This is a genomic window from Variovorax sp. KK3, assembly GCF_001984055.1.
In the GTDB taxonomy this organism is placed as follows: domain Bacteria; phylum Pseudomonadota; class Gammaproteobacteria; order Burkholderiales; family Burkholderiaceae_C; genus Variovorax.
The window spans coordinates 104,543-124,199 of sequence record NZ_LYVO01000001.1 but is presented as its reverse complement, the minus strand read 5'-3'; the positions used below and the strand labels follow the sequence as shown (position 1 = coordinate 124,199).

Genomic DNA, 19,657 nt, shown 5'->3' with positions numbered 1-19,657 from the left:
CGCTCTACAGCGCGAAACCGGCCTTGCGCAGCAACTGGGCCGTCTCGAACATCGGGAGCCCCATGATGCCCGAATGCGAGCCGCTGATGTGCGCCACGAAGGCGGCGGCGCGCCCCTGTATCGCGTACGCACCGGCCTTGCCTTCCGGCTCGCCGCTGTCGACGTAGGCCGCGATGCGCCGGGCGTCGACGTCGGCGAAGCGCACACGCGACACGCTGAGCGCCGCGTGGCGACGCCGGCCGTGCTGCAGGGCGACCGCCGTCAGCACCCGGTGCGTGCGGCCCGACAGCAGCGCCAGCATGCGCCGCGCATCGTCACGATCCTCGGGCTTGCCCAGGATGTTGCGTCCGAAGGCCACCGTGGTGTCCGCACACAGCACCGGCGCCGCCGGCAGGCCGAGCCGACGATGGCGCGCGACCGCGGCGTCGAGCTTGAGCCCGGTGACCCGCTGCACATAGGCGGTGGGCGATTCGCCGGGCAGCACCTGCTCGAGCGCCTCGGCGTCTTCGTCGGCACCCGCCAGCAGCAACTCGTGGCGCACGCCCAACTGGCCCAGCAGTTGGGCCCGGCGCGGACTCTGCGAAGCCAGGTAGATGAACGGTTCCGTCATTCGCGGTGGTACGGGTGGCCGGCATTGACCGACCAGGCGCGGTAGAGCTGCTCGACCAGCAGCACACGGGCCATGGCATGCGGCAGGGTCAGGTCGGACAGCCGGATGCGTTCGTGCGCCGCGGCCTTGAAGGCCGGGTCGAGCCCGTCCGGGCCGCCGATGACCAGCGCGACGTCGTCGCCCTCCCCCTGCCAGGCTTGCAAGCGCGCCGCGAGTGCCTTGGTCGTCAACGCCGTGCCGCGCTCGTCCAGCGCGACGATGCGCATGCCTTTGGCGATGGCGGCCTCGATGCGCTCGCGCTCGGCGGCATACAGCGTTTCCAGCGTCTTGGAGCCCCGCGGCTCGGTCTTGACCGCGCGCAGCTCCAGCTTGAGTTCCGGCGGGAATCGCTTGGCGTAGTCGTCCCAGGCGGTCTGTGCCCAGTCGGGCATGCGCTGCCCGACCGCGACCACCAGGAGCTTCATGCGCGTGCCGAGGCGGTCTTGCGCGGTGCCGACTTCGCGGCCGGCTTCTTGGCGGCGGGCTTCTTGGCAGTGGGGTTCTTGGCCGCGGCCTTCTTCGCGGGCGCCTTGTTCACGACCACCGTCTTGACCGCCGCCTTCTTCGCCGCGGGCTTCTTGCCGGCAGCCGGCTTGGGCTTGGCGGCCGCGTCGGCCGCGCGCTGCGCCGTCTTGGCCGCGCTGGAGCGCCTGAGCGAGGGCGTCTTGGCAGCGGGCGCAGGCGCTTTTTCCTCGGACGGCCGGGCCACGGCAGGCTTGGCAGCGCCGAATTTCAGGCGCACCGGCTTGTCGCCCCAGATCTCTTCGAGGTGGTAATACTGCCGGATGGCCGGCTGCATGATGTGCGCGACCGCGGCGCCGCAGTCGACGATGATCCATTCGCCGTTTTCCTCGCCTTCCACCCGCGGCTTGGTGAAGCCGGCGTCGCGCACGGCATCGCGCACGCTGGCGGCGAGGGCCTTGGTCTGGCGATTGGAGGTGCCCGAGGCGACGATCACGCGCTCGAACAAGGGCGATAGATGCTCGGTGTCGAAGACCTGGATGTCCTGCGCCTTGACGTCCTCGAGGCCATCGACGATGGCTCTCTGGAGTTTCTGGGTGTCTTTTTTGGCGGCGGCTTCAGTACTCATCAGGTGGTTCGATAAAGATGGTGTTGGTCAATATAGCGTGCAACTGCCGGAGGAACCAGTCGGGAGAGGTCCTGCCCCAGCGCGGCTTTCGCTCGAATCTCGGTGGCGCTCACGTCCATCGGCGTGATGGCCAGCGTCTCGAAACGGGCGCCGGGCGGTGCGCCCGGCAAGGCCAGCGGATCGAAGGCGCCGGCACCGGGCCGCTGCGCCACCGCGACGACGGCCATGGCCAGGATGTCCTGCCAGCCGTGCCACCGGGGCAGCGATGATGCCTGGTCGGCGCCGAGGATGAGCACGAGCTCCGCCGCGGGTTGCTCCCCGCGCAGCTCGCGCAGGGTGTCCAGAGTGTAGGTGGGACCGGCGCGGCGCAGTTCGCGGTCATCCACTACCGCACCCGGCAGGCCCTCGAAAGCCAGGCGTGCCATCTCGAGGCGGTGGTGGCCGGCGCTCAGCCCGCGCGCCTTGTGCCAGGCGTCGCCGGTCGGCAGGATGTGCAGTCGGGCCAGCCCCAGCTGTGCCAGCGCCGCCTTCACCAGGGAAACATGCGCATCGTGGGGAGGATCGAAGGCTCCGCCGAACACACCCACCCGAGGCGGCTTCAGAGCCATTCGCGGCGCACGAGGAAATCGCTGTAGAGCGCCGCTTCAGGCGTGCCGGGCTCGGGATGGCGACGATAGGCCCAGCTGGCCAGGGGCGGCATCGACAGCAGGATCGACTCGGAGCGCCCGCCCGACTGCAACCCGAAATGCGTGCCGCGGTCCCAGACCAGGTTGAATTCGACGTAGCGCCCGCGCCGGTAGAGCTGAAAGTCGCGCTCGCGTTCGCCGTAGGCCATGGCCCGGCGGCGCTCCACGATCGGCTGGTACGCCGGAAGAAAGGCGTCTCCCACCGCGCGCAGCATGGCGAAGCTGCGCTCGAAGCCGAGCTCGGAGAAGTCGTCGAAGAACACACCGCCCACGCCGCGCTGCTCGTCGCGATGCTTGAGATAAAAATACTCGTCGCACCAGGTCTTGAAGCGGGGGTACTTGTCGTCGCCGAAGGGCGCCAGCGCATCGTGGCAGCTGCGGTGGAAATGCACGGCATCGTCCTCGAAGCCGTAGTACGGCGTGAGGTCCATGCCGCCGCCGAACCAGCACACGGGCTCTCCGCCCGCAGGCAGTGCCGCCAGCATGCGCACGTTCATGTGCACCGTCGGCACGTAGGGGTTGCGCGGATGGAACACCAGCGAGACGCCCATCGCCTCGAAGGGCGCGCCTGCCAGTTCGGGGCGGTGCTGCGTGGCCGATGGCGGCAGCTTCGGCCCGCGCACCTGCGAGAAGCCGCAACCGGCACGCTCGAACAGCTCGCCACCTTCCAGGATGCAGGTCAGGCCATTGCCCTGAAGCGTTTCGCCAGGGGCTTTTTCCCAGGCATCGCGCACGCAGGCCTTGCCGTCGGCGACTTCGACCGCGTCCATGATGCGCTGCTGCAACGCGCGCAAGTAGTCACCGACCGCTTTCGGATCGTCGCCCATCAGCCGGCGGGCGTGCGCGCCTGCGCGGCGCGGAAGCCGATGTCCTTGCGGTACTGCGCGCCATCGAAATGCACGCGCGCCGCCACCGCGTAGGCGCGCTGCTGCGCCTGCTTGACGCTGTCGGCCAGCACCGTGACGCACAGCACGCGGCCACCGCTGGTCTTGAGTTCGCCGTCTTCCAGCGTGGTGCCGGCATGGAAGACCACGGCATCGGGTGCATCGGCCGGAATGCCGTGAATGCGATCGCCCTTGCGCGGCGACAGCGGATAGCCGTGCGCGGCCATCACGACACCGAGCGCCACCCGGCGGTCCCAGTCGAGCTCGATCTGGTCCAGCGTGCCGTCGGTGGCATGCCAGAACACCTCGAACAGGTCGGACTTCAGGCGCATCATGATCGGCTGGGTCTCGGGGTCGCCCATACGGCAGTTGAATTCGAGTGTCTTGGGGTGTCCGCTCGCGTCGATCATGAGGCCGGCGTACAGGAAGCCGGTGTATGGGATGCCATCCTTCTCCATGCCGCGGATGGTGGGCAGGATGATCTCTCGCATGGCCCGCGCATGCACTTCGGCGGTGACCACCGGCGCCGGCGAATACGCACCCATGCCACCGGTGTTCGGGCCTTGATCGCCGTCCTGCAGGCGCTTGTGGTCCTGGCTGGTGGCCAGCGCGGTCACGTTCACGCCGTCGCACAGCACGATGAAGCTGGCTTCCTCGCCTTGCAGGAACTCCTCGATCACCACGCGCGCGCCGCCCTCGTTGTGCGAGATGCCGAGCTTGTTGTCGACCAGCATGAAGTCGATGGCCTCGTGCGCCTCTTGCGCGCTCATGGCCACCACCACGCCCTTGCCCGCGGCCAGTCCGTCGGCCTTGACCACGATCGGCGCGCCCTTGGCATCGACGTAGGCATGCGCCGCCGCGGCATCGGTGAAGGTTTCGTACTCGGCCGTCGGGATCTTGTGGCGCCTCATGAACGCCTTGGAGAAAGCCTTGGAGCTCTCCAGTTGGGCCGCCGCCTTGGTCGGCCCGAAGATGCGCAGGCCGTGCGCGCGGAATTCGTCGACCACGCCGGCCGCCAGCGGCGCCTCGGGGCCGACAACGGTCAGCGCGATCTTTTCCTTTTGCGCCCAGGCCCGCAACGCGGCGGGCTCGGTGATGTCGATGCAGTCGTAGCGTTTGTCGGTGCGCGTGCCGCCGTTGCCGGGCGCCACGTAGACGCGGCTCACGCGCGCGGCCTGGCACAGGCGCCACGCCAGGGCGTGCTCGCGCCCCCCTCCGCCGATCACCAGTACCTTCATTCGCAGGCTTTCATGGTCGCCGCCTTCACTCGGAAATCGCGGCGTTGTGATGGACATCCTGCACGTCGTCCAGGTCTTCGAGCACGTCGAGCAGCTTCTGCATCTTCGCGGCGTCTTCGCCGGCGAGTTCGATGGTGTTCTCGGCCCGCATGGTGACCTCGGCCACCTCGGGCTTCAGGCCTGCGGCCTCGAGCGCATCGCGCACCGCCTCGAAGTCGGCAGGCGCTGTCAACACCTCGATGGCACCGTCGTCGTCGGTGATCACGTCCTCGGCGCCGGCTTCGAGCGCGATTTCCATCACCTTGTCTTCGCTGGTGCCGGGCGCGAAGACGATCTGGCCGCAATGCTTGAACTGGAAGGCCACCGAACCCTCGGTGCCCATGTTGCCGCCGTGCTTGCCGAAGGCATGCCGCACTTCGGCCACGGTGCGCACGCGGTTGTCGGTCATGGTGTCGACGATGATCGCGGCACCGCCGATGCCGTAGCCCTCGTAGCGGATTTCCTCGTAGCTCACGCCTTCGAGGTTGCCGGTGGCCTTGTCGATGTTGCGCTTGATGGTGTCGGCCGGCAGGTTGACCGCCTTGGCCTTGTCCACCGCGAGCCGCAGGCGGGGGTTGGCGCTCAGGTCGCCGCCGCCGGCCTTGGCCGCGACCATGATTTCACGGATGGCACGGGTCCAGAGCTTGCCGCGCTTCTCGTCCTGCCGGCCCTTCCTGTGCTGTATGTTCGCCCACTTGCTGTGTCCGGCCATGGCTTGCTCTCTCGCTCTCTCGTGTTTCCTAAGCAGGCCGCGAGTTTACTTCCGCGCGCGCGGCGAGCCGGCCGCCAAGAGATGAGTCTCTGCAGCTTTTTGGGATAATCCGCGCCAGATGCGCCGTGACCCCCAGGGCATCGTGCGGTATCCAATCCCTCAGAGCGCATGAACAATCCTCCAACAACAGACAGTGCCCCGGCCGCCGCGGTCGACTCCTGCGACGTGCTGGTCATCGGTGGAGGCCCGGCCGGGTCGACCGCCGCGGCGCTGCTGGCGCAGCAGGGCCGCAATGTCGTCCTGCTCGAGAAAGAGCACCACCCCCGCTTCCACATCGGCGAATCGCTGCTGCCGGCCAACGTGCAGCTGTTCGACCGGCTGGGCCTGCGCGAGGACATCGAACGCATCGGCATGCCCAAATGGGGCGTCGAGTTCGTCTCGCCCGACCATGACCACGCCACCATGGTCGAGTTCGGCGACGCCTGGGACAAAACCATGCCCTATGCATGGCAGGTGCGCCGCTCCGAGATGGACGAGATCCTGTTCCGCAACGCCACCGCGAAGGGCGCGCAGACCATCGAAGGCTGCCGCGTGCGCGAGGTCAAGTTCGACGCCGAAGGCGCCACCGTCACCGCCCACCTCGACGACGGCGCCGTGCGCACGTGGCGCGCGCGCTTCGTTCTCGACGCCTCGGGCCGCGACACCTTCCTCGCCAACAAGCTCAAGGCCAAGCAGAAGAACCCGCGCCACAACAGCTCCGCGCTCTTCGGCCACTTCCGCAACGCCGATCGCCTGCCGGGCAAGCTCGAAGGCAACATCACCATCTTCTGGTTTGCGCACGGCTGGTTCTGGTACATCCCGCTGGCCGACGGCACCACGAGCGTGGGCGCGGTCTGCTGGCCCTACTACCTCAAGTCGCGCAGCAAGCCGCTGAACGAATTCTTCGCCGACACCATCGCGCTGTGTCCGCAACTCGCGCAGCGGCTGTCGCGGGCGACGCTGGTGGACGACGCGGTCTACGCCACCGGCAACTATTCGTACACCAGCACCCATTGCAGCGGCGAGCGCTACCTGCTGCTGGGCGATGCCTACACCTTCATCGACCCGGTGTTCTCGTCGGGCGTCTACCTCGCCATGTACAGCGCCTTCGAGAGTGCCGAGGTGGTTGCCACGGCACTCGACCGGCCGGCCCAGGCCGCCGCCGCGCGCCAGCGCTTCGAGCGCGACATGCGCAAGGGACCGCGCGAGTTCTCGTGGTTCATCTTCCGCGTGACCAACCCGACCATGCGCGAGTTCTTCATGTACCCGGAGAACCCGATGCGGGTGAAGGAGGCACTGCTCTCCCTCCTGGCCGGCGACATCTATGGCAAGACGCCCATCTGGCGCTCGCTGCGTGTGCTCAAGACGCTGTACTACCTGGTGTCCGCAGGCCACCCGAAGCGGACCTGGCTGGCCTGGCGGCGAAGGCGCAGGAACGTCCGCGACCTCGGGCCGCTCGCCGGCGAAAACGTGGTTGACGCACGGTGAGCGCCGCACGGCCGCCTGAAGGCGCTCGCCCTCTCCTTCAGCAGGGGGTGCGCGCAGTACACGAAGCGACGAGCCTGGGGGAGGTTCTCCGGTGAGCGCCAGAGATTTCCACGGGGTGCCACCCCTGCGCGTCGAGCGGCTGTCGCTGACTGACAGCCTGGCCCTCTCCGCCGATGGGCATGCACCCTTCGGTGCGCTGGGCTACGGCGCGCCCGGCAATCTGGCCTGGATGCCCACGGTCAATGCGCGCGTCATCTCCGATGCCGGCGCCATGGCCGACGTGTGGCACGCCAGCGAGCACGTCGAGTCGGGCACCAGCGGCGTGGTGCGATGGCGCTGCGACGGGCACTGGCTGCTCGGCGCCATCGACCTGGACGAAGCCGCGGAAGGCGCCGGCCTGACCGAACTCGCCCACCGCGCCTACCACGACCTCTTTCGTTCGTTGCAGCAAACCGGCTGCACCCACCTGCTGCGCATCTGGAACTACCTGCCACGCATCAACGCCGACGGCGGCGGGCTGGAACGCTACCGCCAGTTCAACCTGGGCCGCCAGCAGGCCTTCGTCGAAGCCGGGCAAGCGGCCTTCGAAGGCGCACCGGCAGCCTGCGCGCTGGGCATTCACCAGGGTGCACTGTGCATCCGCTTCCTGGCCGGTCGCAGCGCGCCGATGCCGCTGGAAAACCCGCGGCAGGTCTCGGCCTACCACTACCCGCCCACCTACGGCCCGCGCTCGCCCACCTTCTCGCGCGCGGCGCTCGCCGAGATCGGCGGCGGCGACGTCGCGCTGTTCATCTCGGGCACGGCCAGCATCGTCGGCCACGAGAGCGTGCACCATGGCGACGTGCGCGCGCAGACCGAGGAAACGCTGCGCAATCTCGAGGCCGTGATCGGTGCCGCCAACGAGCGCTGCTCCGCGCGCTTCTCGCTGGACGCGATCGACGCGGTGGTCTACGTGCGCCACGTCGCCGATGCCCCGGTCGTGCGCGACATTCTGGCTCGGCGCCTCGGTGCCGGCTCCCGCACGATGCGACACGCGGTCTACCTCGAAGCGGACATCTGCCGCCAGGACCTGCTGGTGGAAATCGAGGCGCATGCCGTCGCCGGCGGTGCGCTGGGCGGCTGAGGGCACGGGTCGGCCATGAAGCGCCTGCTGCGCTGGATCGTCACCATCCCGCTCGCCCTGCTGCTCTACGCGCTCCTGGCGGCGCTGGGCATGGTCTCGCTGGTGTGGAACCTGGCGTCGATGCTGCTCTACCCCCTGCTGCCGGCGCCGACGGGCCGTGCCATCGGCCGTGCCGCGATCGCCTGGTCCTACCGCACCTTCTGGGCCGCCGCGTCCGCGGTCGGCATGATGCGCATCGATGCGTCGTGCCTCGACGCGCTGCGGCACGAGCGCGGCCTGATCATCGTGGCCAACCACCCCACGATGCTCGACGCGCTGCTGCTGGTGGCGCGCCTGCCGCGCAGCGCCTGCATCATGAAGGCCGACCTCATGCGCAACATCTTCCTGGGCGCCGGCGCGCGCCTGGCGCGCTACATCCGCAACGATTCGGCACGCACCATGGTGCGCCTGGCGGTGGAAGACCTCAAGGACGGCGGGCAGCTCGTGATCTTTCCCGAAGGCACGCGCACCGTCACGCCGCCGCTCAACGCCTTCCGGCCCGGCGTGACGCTCATCGCCAAGCTGGCGCAGGCGCCGATCCAGACCGTCTTCATCGACACCGACTCGCCCTACCTGTCCAAAGGCTGGCCCTTGTGGCGCGTGCCGCCGCTGCCCATCGTCTTCACGCTGCGGCTGGGCCGGCGCTTTGCACCGCAGCAGGACAGCAATGCCCTGCTCGCCGAAATCGAACAGTATTTCCGACACCCGATGGAACAGCGCGCCACCGACGCGCAGCCCGAATGCCAGCAGTCTCGCGCACCCACCTTGTCCTGATCCCGAGCTACAACACGGGCGAACGCCTCTTCTCCACGGTCGCCGCTGCCCGTGCCCAATGGAACCCGGTCTGGGTCGTGGTCGACGGCAGCACCGATGGCACCGGCGAGCGGCTGCAGAAGATCGCCGAAGGCGACCCCGGCCTGCGCGTCTGGTTGCTGCCGCAGAACCAGGGCAAGGGCGCCGCAGTGCTGCACGGCCTGCGCGCCGCGCAGGAGGCGGGCTACACGCACGCGCTGACCATGGATTCGGACGGCCAGCATCCGGCCGACCTGATTCCCGCCTTCATGCAAGCCTCGCAGGCGCGGCCCGAAACGATGGTGCTGGGCCGCCCCGTCTTCGACGCTTCGGCGCCGCTGCTGCGCGTGCGCGGCCGCAAGTTGTCGAACGGCTGGACCCAGCTCGAGACGCTGTTCGCCGGCGTCGGCGATTCGCTCTACGGATTCCGCGTGTACCCCGTGCCCGACCTCATCGCGGTCATGGCGCGCCAACCGTGGATGCGCCGCTTCGACTTCGACACCGAGGCCGTGGTGCGCCTGGCCTGGCGAGGCGTCAAGCCGGTGAACATCGACGCCCCGGTCAAATACCTGACGGCCGAGGAAGGCGGCGTCTCGCACTTCAACTACGTGCGCGACAACCTCCTGCTGACCTGGATGCACACCCGGTTGATGATCGAGTTCGTGCTGAGGCTGCCGGGCCTGCTGCTGCGCAGGCTCCGCCGGGCCCCGCCGTTTCAGCGCTGAGCAGGCTGCGTGCAGAAGTCGCGGCACCGAAATGCCGCGGCCTCCGTGTCAGCCTTGCAAGAGCCGGCCACCGCACCTGTCGATCGACGCTTTCATCCGCTGCACCGTCGCGCGGCGGATCGGATAGGCGCCAGCGCGCTCGGCAAAGGTCAATGCCTGCACGAGCATCCTGTCGATCGTGCCCTCGGCCGCCTTCGGCGGCACGCCACCCTCCACTGCCAGTCGCAGCAGATGGGATCGTTGCACGGCATCACCTTCGCCGCAGACGTCCATGTGGTGCTGGCCACTCGGGCCGTCGCTGAAGCTCAGGTCGAAGGCCGGGGCCAGCCGCCATCGCCGATCCTGCCCGAGGCGCCAGGCAAAGTTCTTCGGGTGGTCGTCGCGGTTGTGGAACAACACGTTGAAGACCGCGCGCTCATAGGCTTTCTCCACCTCGCGTTCGTCCCGGGTCAACAGGCGCGTCGCCCGCAGGAGGGCGGTGTAGTCTGCACTGCCCGGCAATCGGAAGTCCACCTGCAGCAGGCCGGCCAGGCTGTGCACCGGCACGCGCAAGCCCTGTTCCCGGTCGAAGCGCGCCACACCGAAGGCCGCCAGCTTGGGCGATAGATCGAACCACGCGGTGGCCGGAACCTCCAGCGCGCAATCGCGGGCCAGCTCGGCATACATCTGCTCGATGGCACAAGCTTCCTTATGCTCGCCCTGGCCCGGAAACTTCACCAGCCAAGGGGCGCCCGGAGCGTCGCCGCGCGTGCTGACATGACCGGTCTCGGCGTCGTACTGCACAAGGGCCTTGGGCCTGGCGCCCTGGGGGGAACCGCCCGTCAACGCCAGCTCGCGCAAGGCGGCACCAGCGTCTCCGGCCAAAGCACGCTCGCTTTCTTGGGCCAGGGCCAACAGGTTCCAATCCGGTTCCTCGGCATCCGGGGCCAATGCCGGCACGAAGCGCAGGGCGCCCATGGCGCGGCTCCCAATGAAAGCCAGGCGATCCAACGGCCCGGGATGGCGCAGGCCCTGCTGGCGGAACAGCCGATCCATCAGCAGCAGGCCCCAGCCGTCGGGCAGGCTGTCGGCAATCAGGCCCGGAAGGCGGTTCAGATGCAGCGGAAAGTTGCCATAGGCGCTGCCGCGCAGCTTGAGGTGCAGCGGCGAAAGTTCCAGGCCTCGGTTCAACGCTTCGGACGAGTACTCGAACAGCAAGGTGCTGCCATCGTCGGCGAGCAGTCCCAAAGGCCAATCCTCACCCCAGCCGCAGTAATGGACTGCCAGCCGCTTCAATCGCTTCTCCGGCGGGGTGCACGCTGCCGCAGACGAACCGCCGTGGCGTGCTCCATCTGCGCAATGGATTGGCGCTTCAGCACAAAAAGGTCTTCGAGTTCATTCACCAGCCCGAGCGCCTGCGCCGCGCGGACAAGGGTTTCCAGCGAGGACCGGCCGCTGCTCTCCAGCGTGCGCAGCGCACCCAGCGACAGACCGGCCATTTGCGCCAGCTCGTGCTGGGGCAAGCCTTGAGCCAGCCGATGCGCACGGATGCGTTGGCTAAGGGAAGCCAGGATTTCGCTGGTGGTCGCCAGATTAAATGCCATTTTTGCGGTCTTTAATGACGAAAATCGACATTAAAAGCCATTCTAATGGCGTTTATGCCCTCCTGGATACTGCCCCTCCGCGCCACGACGCAACGCGCGTCGACGGCGCCCAACGGGCTCAGACCATTCCGCCGTTGATCGAAATCACCTGCCCCGTGATGTACCCCGCGTCGGCACTCGCCAGGAAGGCCGTGAGTGCGGCCACCTCGTCCGGCTTGCCCGCCCGCTTGGCCGGCACCAGTTGATCGATCAAGGTCTTGTCGAAGGCGCCATCCGCCATCGGCGACGCGATGATGCCGGGCGCGATGGCGTTGACCGTGACCCCGCGCGCCGCCACCTCGAGCGACAGCGCCTTGGTGGCGCTGTTGAGCGCACCCTTGGCCGCCGCATAGTTCACCTGCCCGCGGTTGCCGGTGAGCGAAGCCACGGACGACATGTTGATGATCCGCCCCCAGCGCGTCCGCAGCATCGGCAGCAGGAGCGGCTGGGTGACGCGGAAGAAGCCGTTGAGCGATACGTCGATCACCTTGTGCCACTGCTCTGCGCGCATGCCGGGCAGCACGGCGTCGTCGTGCACGCCTGCGTTGTTGACCAGCACCTGCACCGGCCCGGCCGCGAGCATGGCCTCGCAGGCCTGGCGCGTGGACTCGTCGCTGCCGAGGTCGAACACGTGGCATTCGGCGCGCCCGCCGGCGGCCGTGATGTCGGCGGCCAACTTCTCGACGGCCTCCGGGCGGGAGTTGGCGTGCAGCAGCACGGTGGCGCCATCGCGGGCCAGGCGCTGCGCGATGGCGGCGCCCAGGGCGCCGCTGGCGCCGGTGATCAACGCGCGTTTTCCGTCGAGGCTCATGAAGAGGTCTTGCTTTCCGTGGGGAGCGGCATGGGGAGCGGCGTATTCAGCACCACCACGGCACGGCCTTCCGCCAGCGCGCGGCCCGCGTCGTTCTTTACCGTGAATTCGTAGAGCACCTGGCTCGCATCGCCCGAAACGCGCTGCGCATGCACCTGCAGTGCGCCTTCGACGTCGTCGAGCCGGGCGACGGCCAGCCGCACGTTGCGCGCACTGGCCAGGAAGCCGGCCGACGGCGGACTGCCCTCCTGTGCGATCAGGCCGCCGTGCAGCGCCATGGCCTGCGCGGCGTACTCGATCAAGTTCGGCGACAGCAGGCCGCGGGCCGTGCGCAGCGGGTTGTCCGCATGCCGGTGGCTGCAGGTGCTGCAGTGGACGTGGTGCGTGTCCCACGACTCCAGGCGATCGAGCAGGCACATGCTGCCGCTGTGGGGGATCAGGCGCGCGATGCCGGCGCGGTCGAGCTGCTGCGGCGCGCTCATGGCGACGACGTTTCCTTGCCGGCATCGGCCACCAGCAGCACGTTGGCGAAGGGAGTGCCCTCGCTCATCGGAATGGCCAGCACGGGCGAGAAGCCCAGGCGCTGCAGTAGCGCCGTCCACTCGTCCACCGTCCGGCCCCAGGTCGGCGACACCTTGTGCCCGCGGATGCGCGTCACGGTCCGGTCGACCCATTGGCTGACGGCGAAGCCGCGCCGGCTGGCCATGTCGCCCACGCGCAGCAGCATGCGGCCGCCGGGCTGCAGCGCGGCACGCACGCGGCGCAGCACGCCTTCCTGCGCCGCATGGTCGACGTAATGCAGCACGTCGAGTATCACCACCAGGTCGCAGGACGGCATCGCCGCCGTGCACATGTCTTCGCAGACGAAGCGGGGCCTGGGCTTCAGGTGGCCGATCGAGGCCTCGGCGCGCGCCACGTCCTTGGGCATCAGTTCGATGCCGGTGTACTCGGCCCGCTCGGGCGTGCCGGCCCAGGTCGCGGGCCAGCGGCCGTGCTCCATCTGCATCTCGGCCATCGACGACAGCAGGCTCGCGAACAGGCCTTGGCCGCAGCCGATGTCGACCACGCGGCGGCGGCGCAGCCCGATCAGGCCGCGTTCGATCACGCCACGAAACACGGGGTCGCGGCCGAGCTTGCCGCGAGCGAAATGCCAGGCGAAGCTGCCGGCCTTCTTGTACGGCGCGCTGGCCGCTTCATGCAATTGGCGCCAGGCGGCGTCGGTGGAGGAACTGTCGGTCATGCAGCGGTCAGGGCCTGCGGCAGCGTCACGGCACGCAGGCCGTCGGCGCGCAGGCGGTCGAACAGAGGGGGAAGAACGTCGAGGATCACCGGCTGACCGTCCGCGGTGCGCGCGGCGTGGCCGTCGTGCAGCAGCAGGATGTCACCGGCCTTCAGCTCGCGCGTGAGCCGTGCGAGCACGGTCGCGGCGTCTCGTTCGCGGGTGTCGAAGCCGCGGCGCGTCCAGCTCACGAGCACCAGGCCCATGCGGTGCAGCACGGGCGCCAGAAAAGGATTGCGCAGCCCCGCCGGCGCACGGAAGCAAACCGGCCGCTCGCCGGTGACGGCCTGCAGCATCTGCTGCGCGCGTTCGATCTCGGCGTGGAAACCGCGCGGCCCGAGGAAGGAGAAGTTGTGCCGATGCCGCGCCGTGTGATTCTGGATGCTGTGACCGCGCGCCACGATCTCGCGCGCCAGCGCCGGATGCGCCTGCACCCGCTCGGCGATGCAGAAGAAGGTGGCGCGCTGGCCATGCGCATCGAGCAGGTCGAGCACCTGCGGCGTGACTTCCGGGTCGGGACCGTCGTCGATGGTGATCGCCACCTCGCGGCGTGCCACCGCCGCGGCAGGCAAGCGTGTGATGTTCGGCCCGAGCAGGCTGCTGCGCGGCGTGAGGCCGGCCCCGGTGATCAACGCGTGGTTGAGCACCACCGCGGCCAGCGCCCAGGGCCACGCGCCGGGCACCAGCAACGCCACCGCCAAGGCCAGCAGGTGCCACACCGCACTGGCACGCACCAGGCGCGGCCACGGCCAAGAAACGGAAGCTGGCGGGCTCGAAGACATGGGCGCCGATTCTCCCATCAGCGTGACGCCGCGCGCGCCTTGACCGGACCGCGCGCGAACGCGGCCGACAGCAGCAGCGCCAGCAATGCGCCGGGCGCCACCACCCGGCCGATGGCCGAGAGCGCCGGGATGTCCGAGATGGCGATCAGCGTGAACGACACCACCGTCGTCAGGTTGGCCAGCATCAGCGAAGCCAGCGTGTCTTCGTCGGCCCGGCCGGTTTCGCGCAACTGGTCGAAGAAGAGCGCGTAGTTCGACCCCACCGCCACCACCAGCAGCAGACCCACCAGGTGCAGGATGCCCAGCGGCACGTTCAGCAGCGCCAGGCCGCCGAGCGTCAGCAGCACCGCGACCAGCAGCGGCTCGCACACCGCGATCAGCCGGCGTGCCGAGCGCAGGTAGATACCCAGCAACACGACCACCGCCAGCGCACCCAGCATCACCTGCACGAAGGCTTCGTGCAGGTAGCGCTTGTAGAGCCCGCTCAGTTCGTCACCGACGTTCACGACCTGCACCTCGGGCACGTCGGCCAATGCGGCCGCCAGCCGGGCGGAATCGAAGCGCTCGCCCGGATGCAGCGAGATCAGCGTCGACCAGCCGCCACCCGGGCGCTGGAACATCAGGGCGTTGACGACAGCGCCCAGCGGCCCGCTTTCGAGGTCGGCGCGGTGAATCATCGGCTGCGCGCGCGCCTTCTCGACATCCGCGAGGAAGGGCTCGAGACGGGACGCCGGCAGGGGCAGGCCCGCGGTCGCTTCGGCCAAGCGCGCTTTCAGGGTGGCCGCATCGGGCAGGCTGGCCACGCGCGCCGCCTGTGTGGCTTCGCTCGGCAGCACGCGCGTGACGCTCTCGAAGCCCGCGAGTTCGCCCCGGTCCACCAGCGCTTCGAGCTTGGCCGAAGCCTGCTCGGTGTTGCGCAAAGCCGCCTGCTCGTCGGCGCCGCGGATGACGACCAGCGTGCCGCCGTCGCTCGTGCCGATGTCGTTGCGCAAAGCCTCGTCGAGATCCTGCGCGGCCTTGGGCACCGGGCTCATGGCGCTGAGTTCGGCGCGCCAAAGATGGCCGCCCTGCCACAGCACCAGCGCCAGCGCCGCAGCGCCGAGCGCGACGAAGACGTAGCGCAGGCGCGGCAGTGCGCGCACGATGACGCCGGCCACGCGGGCCATCTGGCGCCGCATGCCCATGCCGGTCGCACCGTCGGGTGCCAGCACGGGCAGCACGTAACGCGCGACGAGCGCCGCGGCGATCAGCCCGGCCAGCGAGAACACGCCGAGTTGCGCCAGCCCCGGGAAGCCCGAGAACACCAGCGCCGCGAACCCGCAGACCGAGGTCAGCAGGCCGAGCCGCACGGTCGGCCAGTGGATGTCGCGCCAGCGCTGCCAGCCGGTGCCGGGCACCGCGGCGCCGCGCGCCTGGATCAGGTAGTAGATCGCGTAGTCGACGGTCTCGCCGATCAGCGTGCTGCCGAAGCCCATCGTGAGCCCGTGCACCTCGCCGAAGACCAGGCTGACGGCCGCCGTGCCGCCGACGACGCCGGTCGCGACCGGCAGCATGGCGATGACCAGCGCCCGCGGCGACGCGAAGGCCAGCAGCAGCAGCACGCCCATCACGATGCCGCCCACCATGGCCAAGTGAATCGCCTCGGCCTTGATCTTGTCGCGGCTCTGCACCGAGAAGACCGGCGCGCCGCTCATCTGAAGGTGCGGGCCGGCGCCGCCCATGTCGCGCGTGGCCGCGGCGAAGGCGCTCTGTACGCGTTCGAGCGCGAGCGCATGCGCATCGAGGTCGCTGCCGGCCGCATGCGTGGTGGCCAGGATCAGCGCGCGCGGCGCGGTGCGCGAGGCCCATACGCCCTGCTCGCTGCGCGGCGAACTCGCGGGTATCAGTCCTTCGGCGATGCGCTGGGTCTCGCCCGTGGGGTCGCGCTCCAGCAGCGGCTTGATGAGGTTGCCGGCGGGCGTGCCGAGCATCGACAGCGTGTCGACGATCGAATCGCGCAGGCCGTCGGCCGTGAAGCGCTCGGGCGTGATGTCGGGCGCGAGCCGGTAGCGTTGGTCGAAGACCCAGGTGCCCGAGTCCTTCCACTCGCTGGTGTCGCCGTTCTGGACTTGGTCGAAGAGCTTGCTCTCGCGCATCGACGCACCGACCGCACGCGACACCTCGGCGCGCTGCGCTGCGTCCTTGCCGCCTTCGATGCCGATGAAGACGGTGCGCGAGGCGATGCCGCTTTGCAGCTGTTCGATGAGCACGCGCTGGCGCTCGTCGGGGCTCGCCGGCAGGAAGGCGGTGAGGTCGGCGCTGAAATGCGTGCGCGCGATCAGCATGACGCCGGCCGCGAGCAGCAGCAGCCAGATGCCCAGCACGAGCGCGATGCGCCGGCGGCCAGGCGCAGCTGCGGCGGGCGTCACGGCGCGGTGCGCGTGGGGGTGATGGTCATCACCGAGCGGTCGCCGCCGATGAACTCCATCTCGACGCCCAGCACCTCGCCGGCACGGCCGGTGAGGCGCAGCGAACGAACCTGAGCGGCCAGCCGCTCGTCGACGGGCGCGAGGTCGAGCGCCCACTTGTCGGCGCTGCCCGAGACCGTGCTGCGAAAGTAGCGCTGCAGGCTCTGCGTGTTGCCGCTCAGCGTGCCGCGCATCGCTTCGACCAGGCCCAGCAGCTCGGGCATGCTGTCGAGCGTCAGCGTGCGCGTGCGGCCGCCGCGCGACAGCGTGAGCGAATTGCCGTCGACCACCATCGACTCGGGCCGCGGCGTGAGCGTGCGGCGCGTCATCTTGTCGGGCGCCTGGAAGCTCAGCGTGCCGCTCGCGTCCAGCGGGCCTTCGAGGCCGCGCACGAAGCGCTGCTCGGTGAAGCGGGCCTCGCCGCTTTTCTGCTTGGCGAGCATGCCCATGAGCTCGGGCAGGTCGAGGGCCCAGGCGGACGATGCGGTGAGGCACAGCGCCGCGACCAGCCAGCGGCACCAGCGCTCAAGGCGAATCTTCGAGCCAGAAATCATGGAAGTTGAACCAGTTGTAGGGATAGGCGCGGCACAGGGCCTCGAGCCGCGCGACGTAGCTTTCGAGCGCGGCGCGGATCAGGCGTTCCCGTTCGGCCGGGTCTCGCACGCGTTCGCTGAAGTCGGCCAGCGGCTCGAAGTGGACATCGTAGCGTGCGCCCCCCGCGTAGAGCCCCGCCATGAAGAACACCTTGCGCCGCAAGAGCGCGGCCAGCCGGAAGGGCCCGTCGTTGATGACGGCCGGATGGCCCAGGAACGGCAGCGTGACGCTGTTGCCGCGCTGTTGGCCCGCCTCCTCCGACCCGGGCAGCGTGCGGTCCGCCAGCAGGCCGGCGAGGCCCCCGCCGTCCAGCCAGTCGCGCAGGTCGAGCATCGAGTGCGGCCGGCCCAGCGCGATGATGTGCGGCCGCAGGCCGGGCTTCGCGATCGCGTCGAGCACCGCGGTAATCTGCTGCGCGTTGTCTTGGTACATCAGCATGGCGAGCCGAAGTTCCTTCGGCCGGCCGCTCTGGTGCTTGCAGGCGCCCATCGCCTCGAAGCTGCCGACGTGCGCGCCGAGCAGGAAGGCGCCTCGTCCCGCGATCGCCTCGGCCTCGACCGGTACGTTGCCCTGCACGCGTACGTCGAACAGGTCCATGCGCCCGCGCAGGAAATAGATTCGATCGAGCACCGTGGACGCGAAGGCGTGCAGCAGGCGGTAGCCGTCCGACCAGCCCGCCTGCGGGCCGATGGCGCGAAACAGGTAGCGCTTGATGTTGCGCCGTGGCCCGGGAGAGAACAGCAGGAAGTACACGCAGATCGGGTGCAGCACCAGCCGCGCGATCGGTCGTCCGCAGCGCAGCGCGATCCAGCAGATCACCCGCAGCGCGAGCATGTTGCTGCGCTCGGGCGCACGCGCCCAGTCGGCCTGACGCGGCTTCGCGTCACCGGCCCCGGGCGGCTGCGCGATGCTCATGATTCGGGGCCGGGTGTCCAGCGGCCGCTGGCAGCCACCACCTCGCCCACGCGCACCTCGAAACGCAAGCCGCGCGAGGGGGCGGTTTCGGGCACGAGGTCGATGGACAGCCGGCTGCCCGGACGCACCGGCGACAGGAACTTGGCCGCCGCGAGCGTGGGCCGCGGGCCGAGCCGCGCGGCCAGGGCCGGCACGCCCTGCGCGGCCTCCAGCACCTCGGCCAGCAGCAGCGCGCCGGGCAGCAACGGTTGGCCGGGGAAGTGGCCCGCGAAGGCCGGGTGGTCTTCCGGCACGTCATGCGTCAGGTGCACCGGCGTGCCGTCGGCGGCGAGCTGCGCCAGCGCGAACTCGCGCAAGGAACGGGCGGTCAGCTTGCCGGTGCCCTCGCGCGGGAAGGCGTCGACATGCACCACGCGGCGCGGCACGAATACCGCTTCGAGCCGCTCGCGCAGCGCCGCGATGATGGCGTGCGCATCGAGGGTGGGCGCCACAACGAAGACCACCGGCCGAACCACGCCATCGGCCAAGTCGTCCGGCAGCCAGAAGGCGCCGTCGTCGACGCCCGGGATGCTGTTGAGGTGGTGATTGAGGTAGCCCAGCGAGCTGCGCCGGCCGGCCACGTGGAACAGGTCGTTGGCGCGCCCGAGCAGCCGGAAGCGCCGGTTGTCGACGAGTTCGAGGATGTCGGCCATCGGCGTCGGCTCGGGCACGAAGTCGCCCGAGACGATGAAGCGCTCGGTGCCCTCCGCGTCGTGTTCGGCGTGGACGCGGATCTCGCCGAAGGTCTGCCACACCTCGCTCTGCGTCGGCCGCCGCGTGGCAACCTGGCCCGATTCGGTGCTGCCGTAGATCTCGATGAGCTTGCCGCCCATGGCTTGCTCGGCCTGGGCCGCGAGCTGTGGCGACAGCGGCGCGGTGGCCGAGAGGATCAGCTCCACCTTCGGCAGCGCCACGCCCGACAGCAGCAGCGTCTTCAGGTGGAAAGGCGTGGTCACCAGCGCACGCGGCTCCGGCACCGAGGCCAGCGCCTGCGCCACGTCGGCGGGGAAGAAAGGCCGGCCGCTGTCGAAGGCGGCGCCGCCCAGCATCGCCAGCAGCGCCGAGGATTCGAGGCCGTAGCTGTGCTGCACGGGCACGGTCGCCACCAGCGTCAGGCCGGTCAGCGAGGGCCGCTCGAGCAGTTCGGCCAGGCGACCGACAGCGGCGGCCACGTCGCCCACCAGCGTTTTCCACGACTTGGCGTGCGGCTGCGGCGCGCCGGTGGAGCCGGACGTGAGCAGGCTCACCGCATGCAGGCTTGCCGCGATGGTCGGCAGCGCCGGGTCGCTGTCCGGGTCGGATGCCGCACGGTGGTCGATCAGCACGCGCGGCATGCCGGGTGTGTCGAGCGCCGCGTCGTCGGCCAACGCATAGGTCTGGCGGCCCGGCTCGATCAGCCGCGCGAGCGTGTCGGGACGGGCATCGGGCGGCAGCAGGCTGGTCTGGCCCCGCACCAACGCCGCGGCAAGGCCCAGCGCGAAGGCATAACGGTCATTGCAGAGATTCACCGCCGGACCGCCGTCGGGCAATTGCGAGGCGAGCCGCGCCACGTCGGACAGGAATTCGCGGGCGCTGACCGGCACGCCGGCGCGCCACGCCAGGGGTGCCTCCGGATCGCGGTCGACCAGCAGCGGAAGGAGATCAGGGCTCAAGTCGGGTCACAT

Annotated in this window: 21 protein-coding genes; 4 read left to right on the top strand and 17 right to left on the bottom strand. The window is 69.6% G+C overall.

The genetic code is table 11. From position 1 onward, the window contains the following. Positions 1–4: 4 nt before the first annotated feature. Genes B0W80_RS00625 through B0W80_RS00595 form a run of 7 tightly spaced genes read right to left on the bottom strand, consistent with a single transcriptional unit; the run spans position 5 to position 5,298 of the window. Complete coding sequence (locus B0W80_RS00625) at positions 5–610, bottom strand: nucleoside triphosphate pyrophosphatase (RefSeq protein ID WP_076997157.1); 606 nt, start codon at positions 608–610, stop codon at positions 5–7. Continuing rightward, positions 607–1,074 carry a 23S rRNA (pseudouridine(1915)-N(3))-methyltransferase RlmH gene (gene rlmH, locus B0W80_RS00620; RefSeq protein WP_076997156.1) on the bottom strand — a complete coding sequence of 156 codons (468 nt, stop codon included), beginning with the start codon at positions 1,072–1,074 and terminating at the stop codon, positions 607–609. The genes B0W80_RS00625 and rlmH overlap by 4 nt, the downstream gene beginning before the upstream one ends. Then, complete coding sequence (gene rsfS, locus B0W80_RS00615; protein ID WP_076997155.1) at positions 1,071–1,739, bottom strand: ribosome silencing factor; 669 nt, start codon at positions 1,737–1,739, stop codon at positions 1,071–1,073. Before rsfS ends, rlmH begins: the two co-directional genes overlap by 4 nt. Next, positions 1,739–2,347 (bottom strand): nicotinate (nicotinamide) nucleotide adenylyltransferase, encoded by a 609-nt coding sequence (gene nadD, locus B0W80_RS00610; protein ID WP_076997154.1) that lies wholly within the window; start codon positions 2,345–2,347, stop codon positions 1,739–1,741. The genes rsfS and nadD overlap by 1 nt, the downstream gene beginning before the upstream one ends. Continuing rightward, on the bottom strand, positions 2,338–3,252 hold the full coding sequence (gene hemF / locus B0W80_RS00605) for an oxygen-dependent coproporphyrinogen oxidase (RefSeq protein ID WP_076997153.1): 915 nt from the start codon (positions 3,250–3,252) through the stop codon (positions 2,338–2,340). The genes nadD and hemF overlap by 10 nt, the downstream gene beginning before the upstream one ends. After that, positions 3,252–4,547 (bottom strand): phosphoribosylamine--glycine ligase, encoded by a 1,296-nt coding sequence (gene purD / locus B0W80_RS00600; protein WP_076997152.1) that lies wholly within the window; start codon positions 4,545–4,547, stop codon positions 3,252–3,254. Before purD ends, hemF begins: the two co-directional genes overlap by 1 nt. Positions 4,548–4,572: 25 nt before the next feature. Next, entirely contained in the window at positions 4,573–5,298 is a 726-nt protein-coding gene (locus tag B0W80_RS00595; protein ID WP_076997151.1) for a YebC/PmpR family DNA-binding transcriptional regulator, read from the bottom strand. Positions 5,299–5,466: 168 nt separating this feature from the next. On the opposite strand from B0W80_RS00595, the gene B0W80_RS00590 reads away from it, so the two are divergent. From B0W80_RS00590 to B0W80_RS00575, 4 genes are all read left to right on the top strand, one after another. Continuing rightward, entirely contained in the window at positions 5,467–6,825 is a 1,359-nt protein-coding gene (locus B0W80_RS00590; protein ID WP_076997150.1) for an NAD(P)/FAD-dependent oxidoreductase, read from the top strand. A gap of 91 nt (positions 6,826–6,916) precedes the next feature. Further along, positions 6,917–7,948 carry a hypothetical protein gene (locus tag B0W80_RS00585; protein WP_076997149.1) on the top strand — a complete coding sequence of 344 codons (1,032 nt, stop codon included), beginning with the start codon at positions 6,917–6,919 and terminating at the stop codon, positions 7,946–7,948. A gap of 15 nt (positions 7,949–7,963) precedes the next feature. Next, positions 7,964–8,761 carry a lysophospholipid acyltransferase family protein gene (locus B0W80_RS00580; protein ID WP_076997148.1) on the top strand — a complete coding sequence of 266 codons (798 nt, stop codon included), beginning with the start codon at positions 7,964–7,966 and terminating at the stop codon, positions 8,759–8,761. Continuing rightward, on the top strand, positions 8,728–9,504 hold the full coding sequence (locus tag B0W80_RS00575; protein ID WP_076997147.1) for a glycosyltransferase family 2 protein: 777 nt from the start codon (positions 8,728–8,730) through the stop codon (positions 9,502–9,504). Before B0W80_RS00580 ends, B0W80_RS00575 begins: the two co-directional genes overlap by 34 nt. A 48-nt stretch (positions 9,505–9,552) precedes the next feature. Here the strand turns inward: B0W80_RS00575 and B0W80_RS00570 are convergent, their stop codons facing one another. From B0W80_RS00570 to B0W80_RS00525, 10 genes are all read right to left on the bottom strand, one after another. Next, a complete protein-coding gene (locus B0W80_RS00570; RefSeq protein ID WP_076997146.1) occupies positions 9,553–10,779 on the bottom strand; it encodes a type II toxin-antitoxin system HipA family toxin in 1,227 nt (408 codons plus the stop codon). After that, complete coding sequence (locus B0W80_RS00565; RefSeq protein ID WP_076997145.1) at positions 10,776–11,087, bottom strand: helix-turn-helix domain-containing protein; 312 nt, start codon at positions 11,085–11,087, stop codon at positions 10,776–10,778. The genes B0W80_RS00570 and B0W80_RS00565 overlap by 4 nt, the downstream gene beginning before the upstream one ends. A gap of 118 nt (positions 11,088–11,205) precedes the next feature. Next, a complete protein-coding gene (gene fabG, locus B0W80_RS00560; protein WP_076997144.1) occupies positions 11,206–11,937 on the bottom strand; it encodes a 3-oxoacyl-ACP reductase FabG in 732 nt (243 codons plus the stop codon). Next, complete coding sequence (locus B0W80_RS00555; RefSeq protein ID WP_076997143.1) at positions 11,934–12,419, bottom strand: hydroxymyristoyl-ACP dehydratase; 486 nt, start codon at positions 12,417–12,419, stop codon at positions 11,934–11,936. Before B0W80_RS00555 ends, fabG begins: the two co-directional genes overlap by 4 nt. Beyond that, a complete protein-coding gene (locus B0W80_RS00550; RefSeq protein WP_076997142.1) occupies positions 12,416–13,177 on the bottom strand; it encodes a class I SAM-dependent methyltransferase in 762 nt (253 codons plus the stop codon). The genes B0W80_RS00555 and B0W80_RS00550 overlap by 4 nt, the downstream gene beginning before the upstream one ends. Beyond that, entirely contained in the window at positions 13,174–14,016 is an 843-nt protein-coding gene (locus B0W80_RS00545) for a polysaccharide deacetylase family protein (RefSeq protein WP_076997141.1), read from the bottom strand. Before B0W80_RS00545 ends, B0W80_RS00550 begins: the two co-directional genes overlap by 4 nt. Beyond that, positions 14,016–16,406 (bottom strand): MMPL family transporter, encoded by a 2,391-nt coding sequence (locus B0W80_RS00540; protein WP_076997140.1) that lies wholly within the window; start codon positions 16,404–16,406, stop codon positions 14,016–14,018. Before B0W80_RS00540 ends, B0W80_RS00545 begins: the two co-directional genes overlap by 1 nt. Further along, entirely contained in the window at positions 16,403–16,999 is a 597-nt protein-coding gene (locus B0W80_RS00535; protein ID WP_076997139.1) for a LolA-related protein, read from the bottom strand. Before B0W80_RS00535 ends, B0W80_RS00540 begins: the two co-directional genes overlap by 4 nt. Then, positions 16,971–17,954: an acyl-CoA synthetase gene (locus tag B0W80_RS00530; protein WP_076997138.1), complete on the bottom strand. Its 984-nt coding sequence runs from the start codon at positions 17,952–17,954 to the stop codon at positions 16,971–16,973. Before B0W80_RS00530 ends, B0W80_RS00535 begins: the two co-directional genes overlap by 29 nt. Then, complete coding sequence (locus tag B0W80_RS00525) at positions 17,951–19,645, bottom strand: AMP-binding protein (RefSeq protein ID WP_076997137.1); 1,695 nt, start codon at positions 19,643–19,645, stop codon at positions 17,951–17,953. Before B0W80_RS00525 ends, B0W80_RS00530 begins: the two co-directional genes overlap by 4 nt. Positions 19,646–19,657 lie beyond the last annotated feature (12 nt).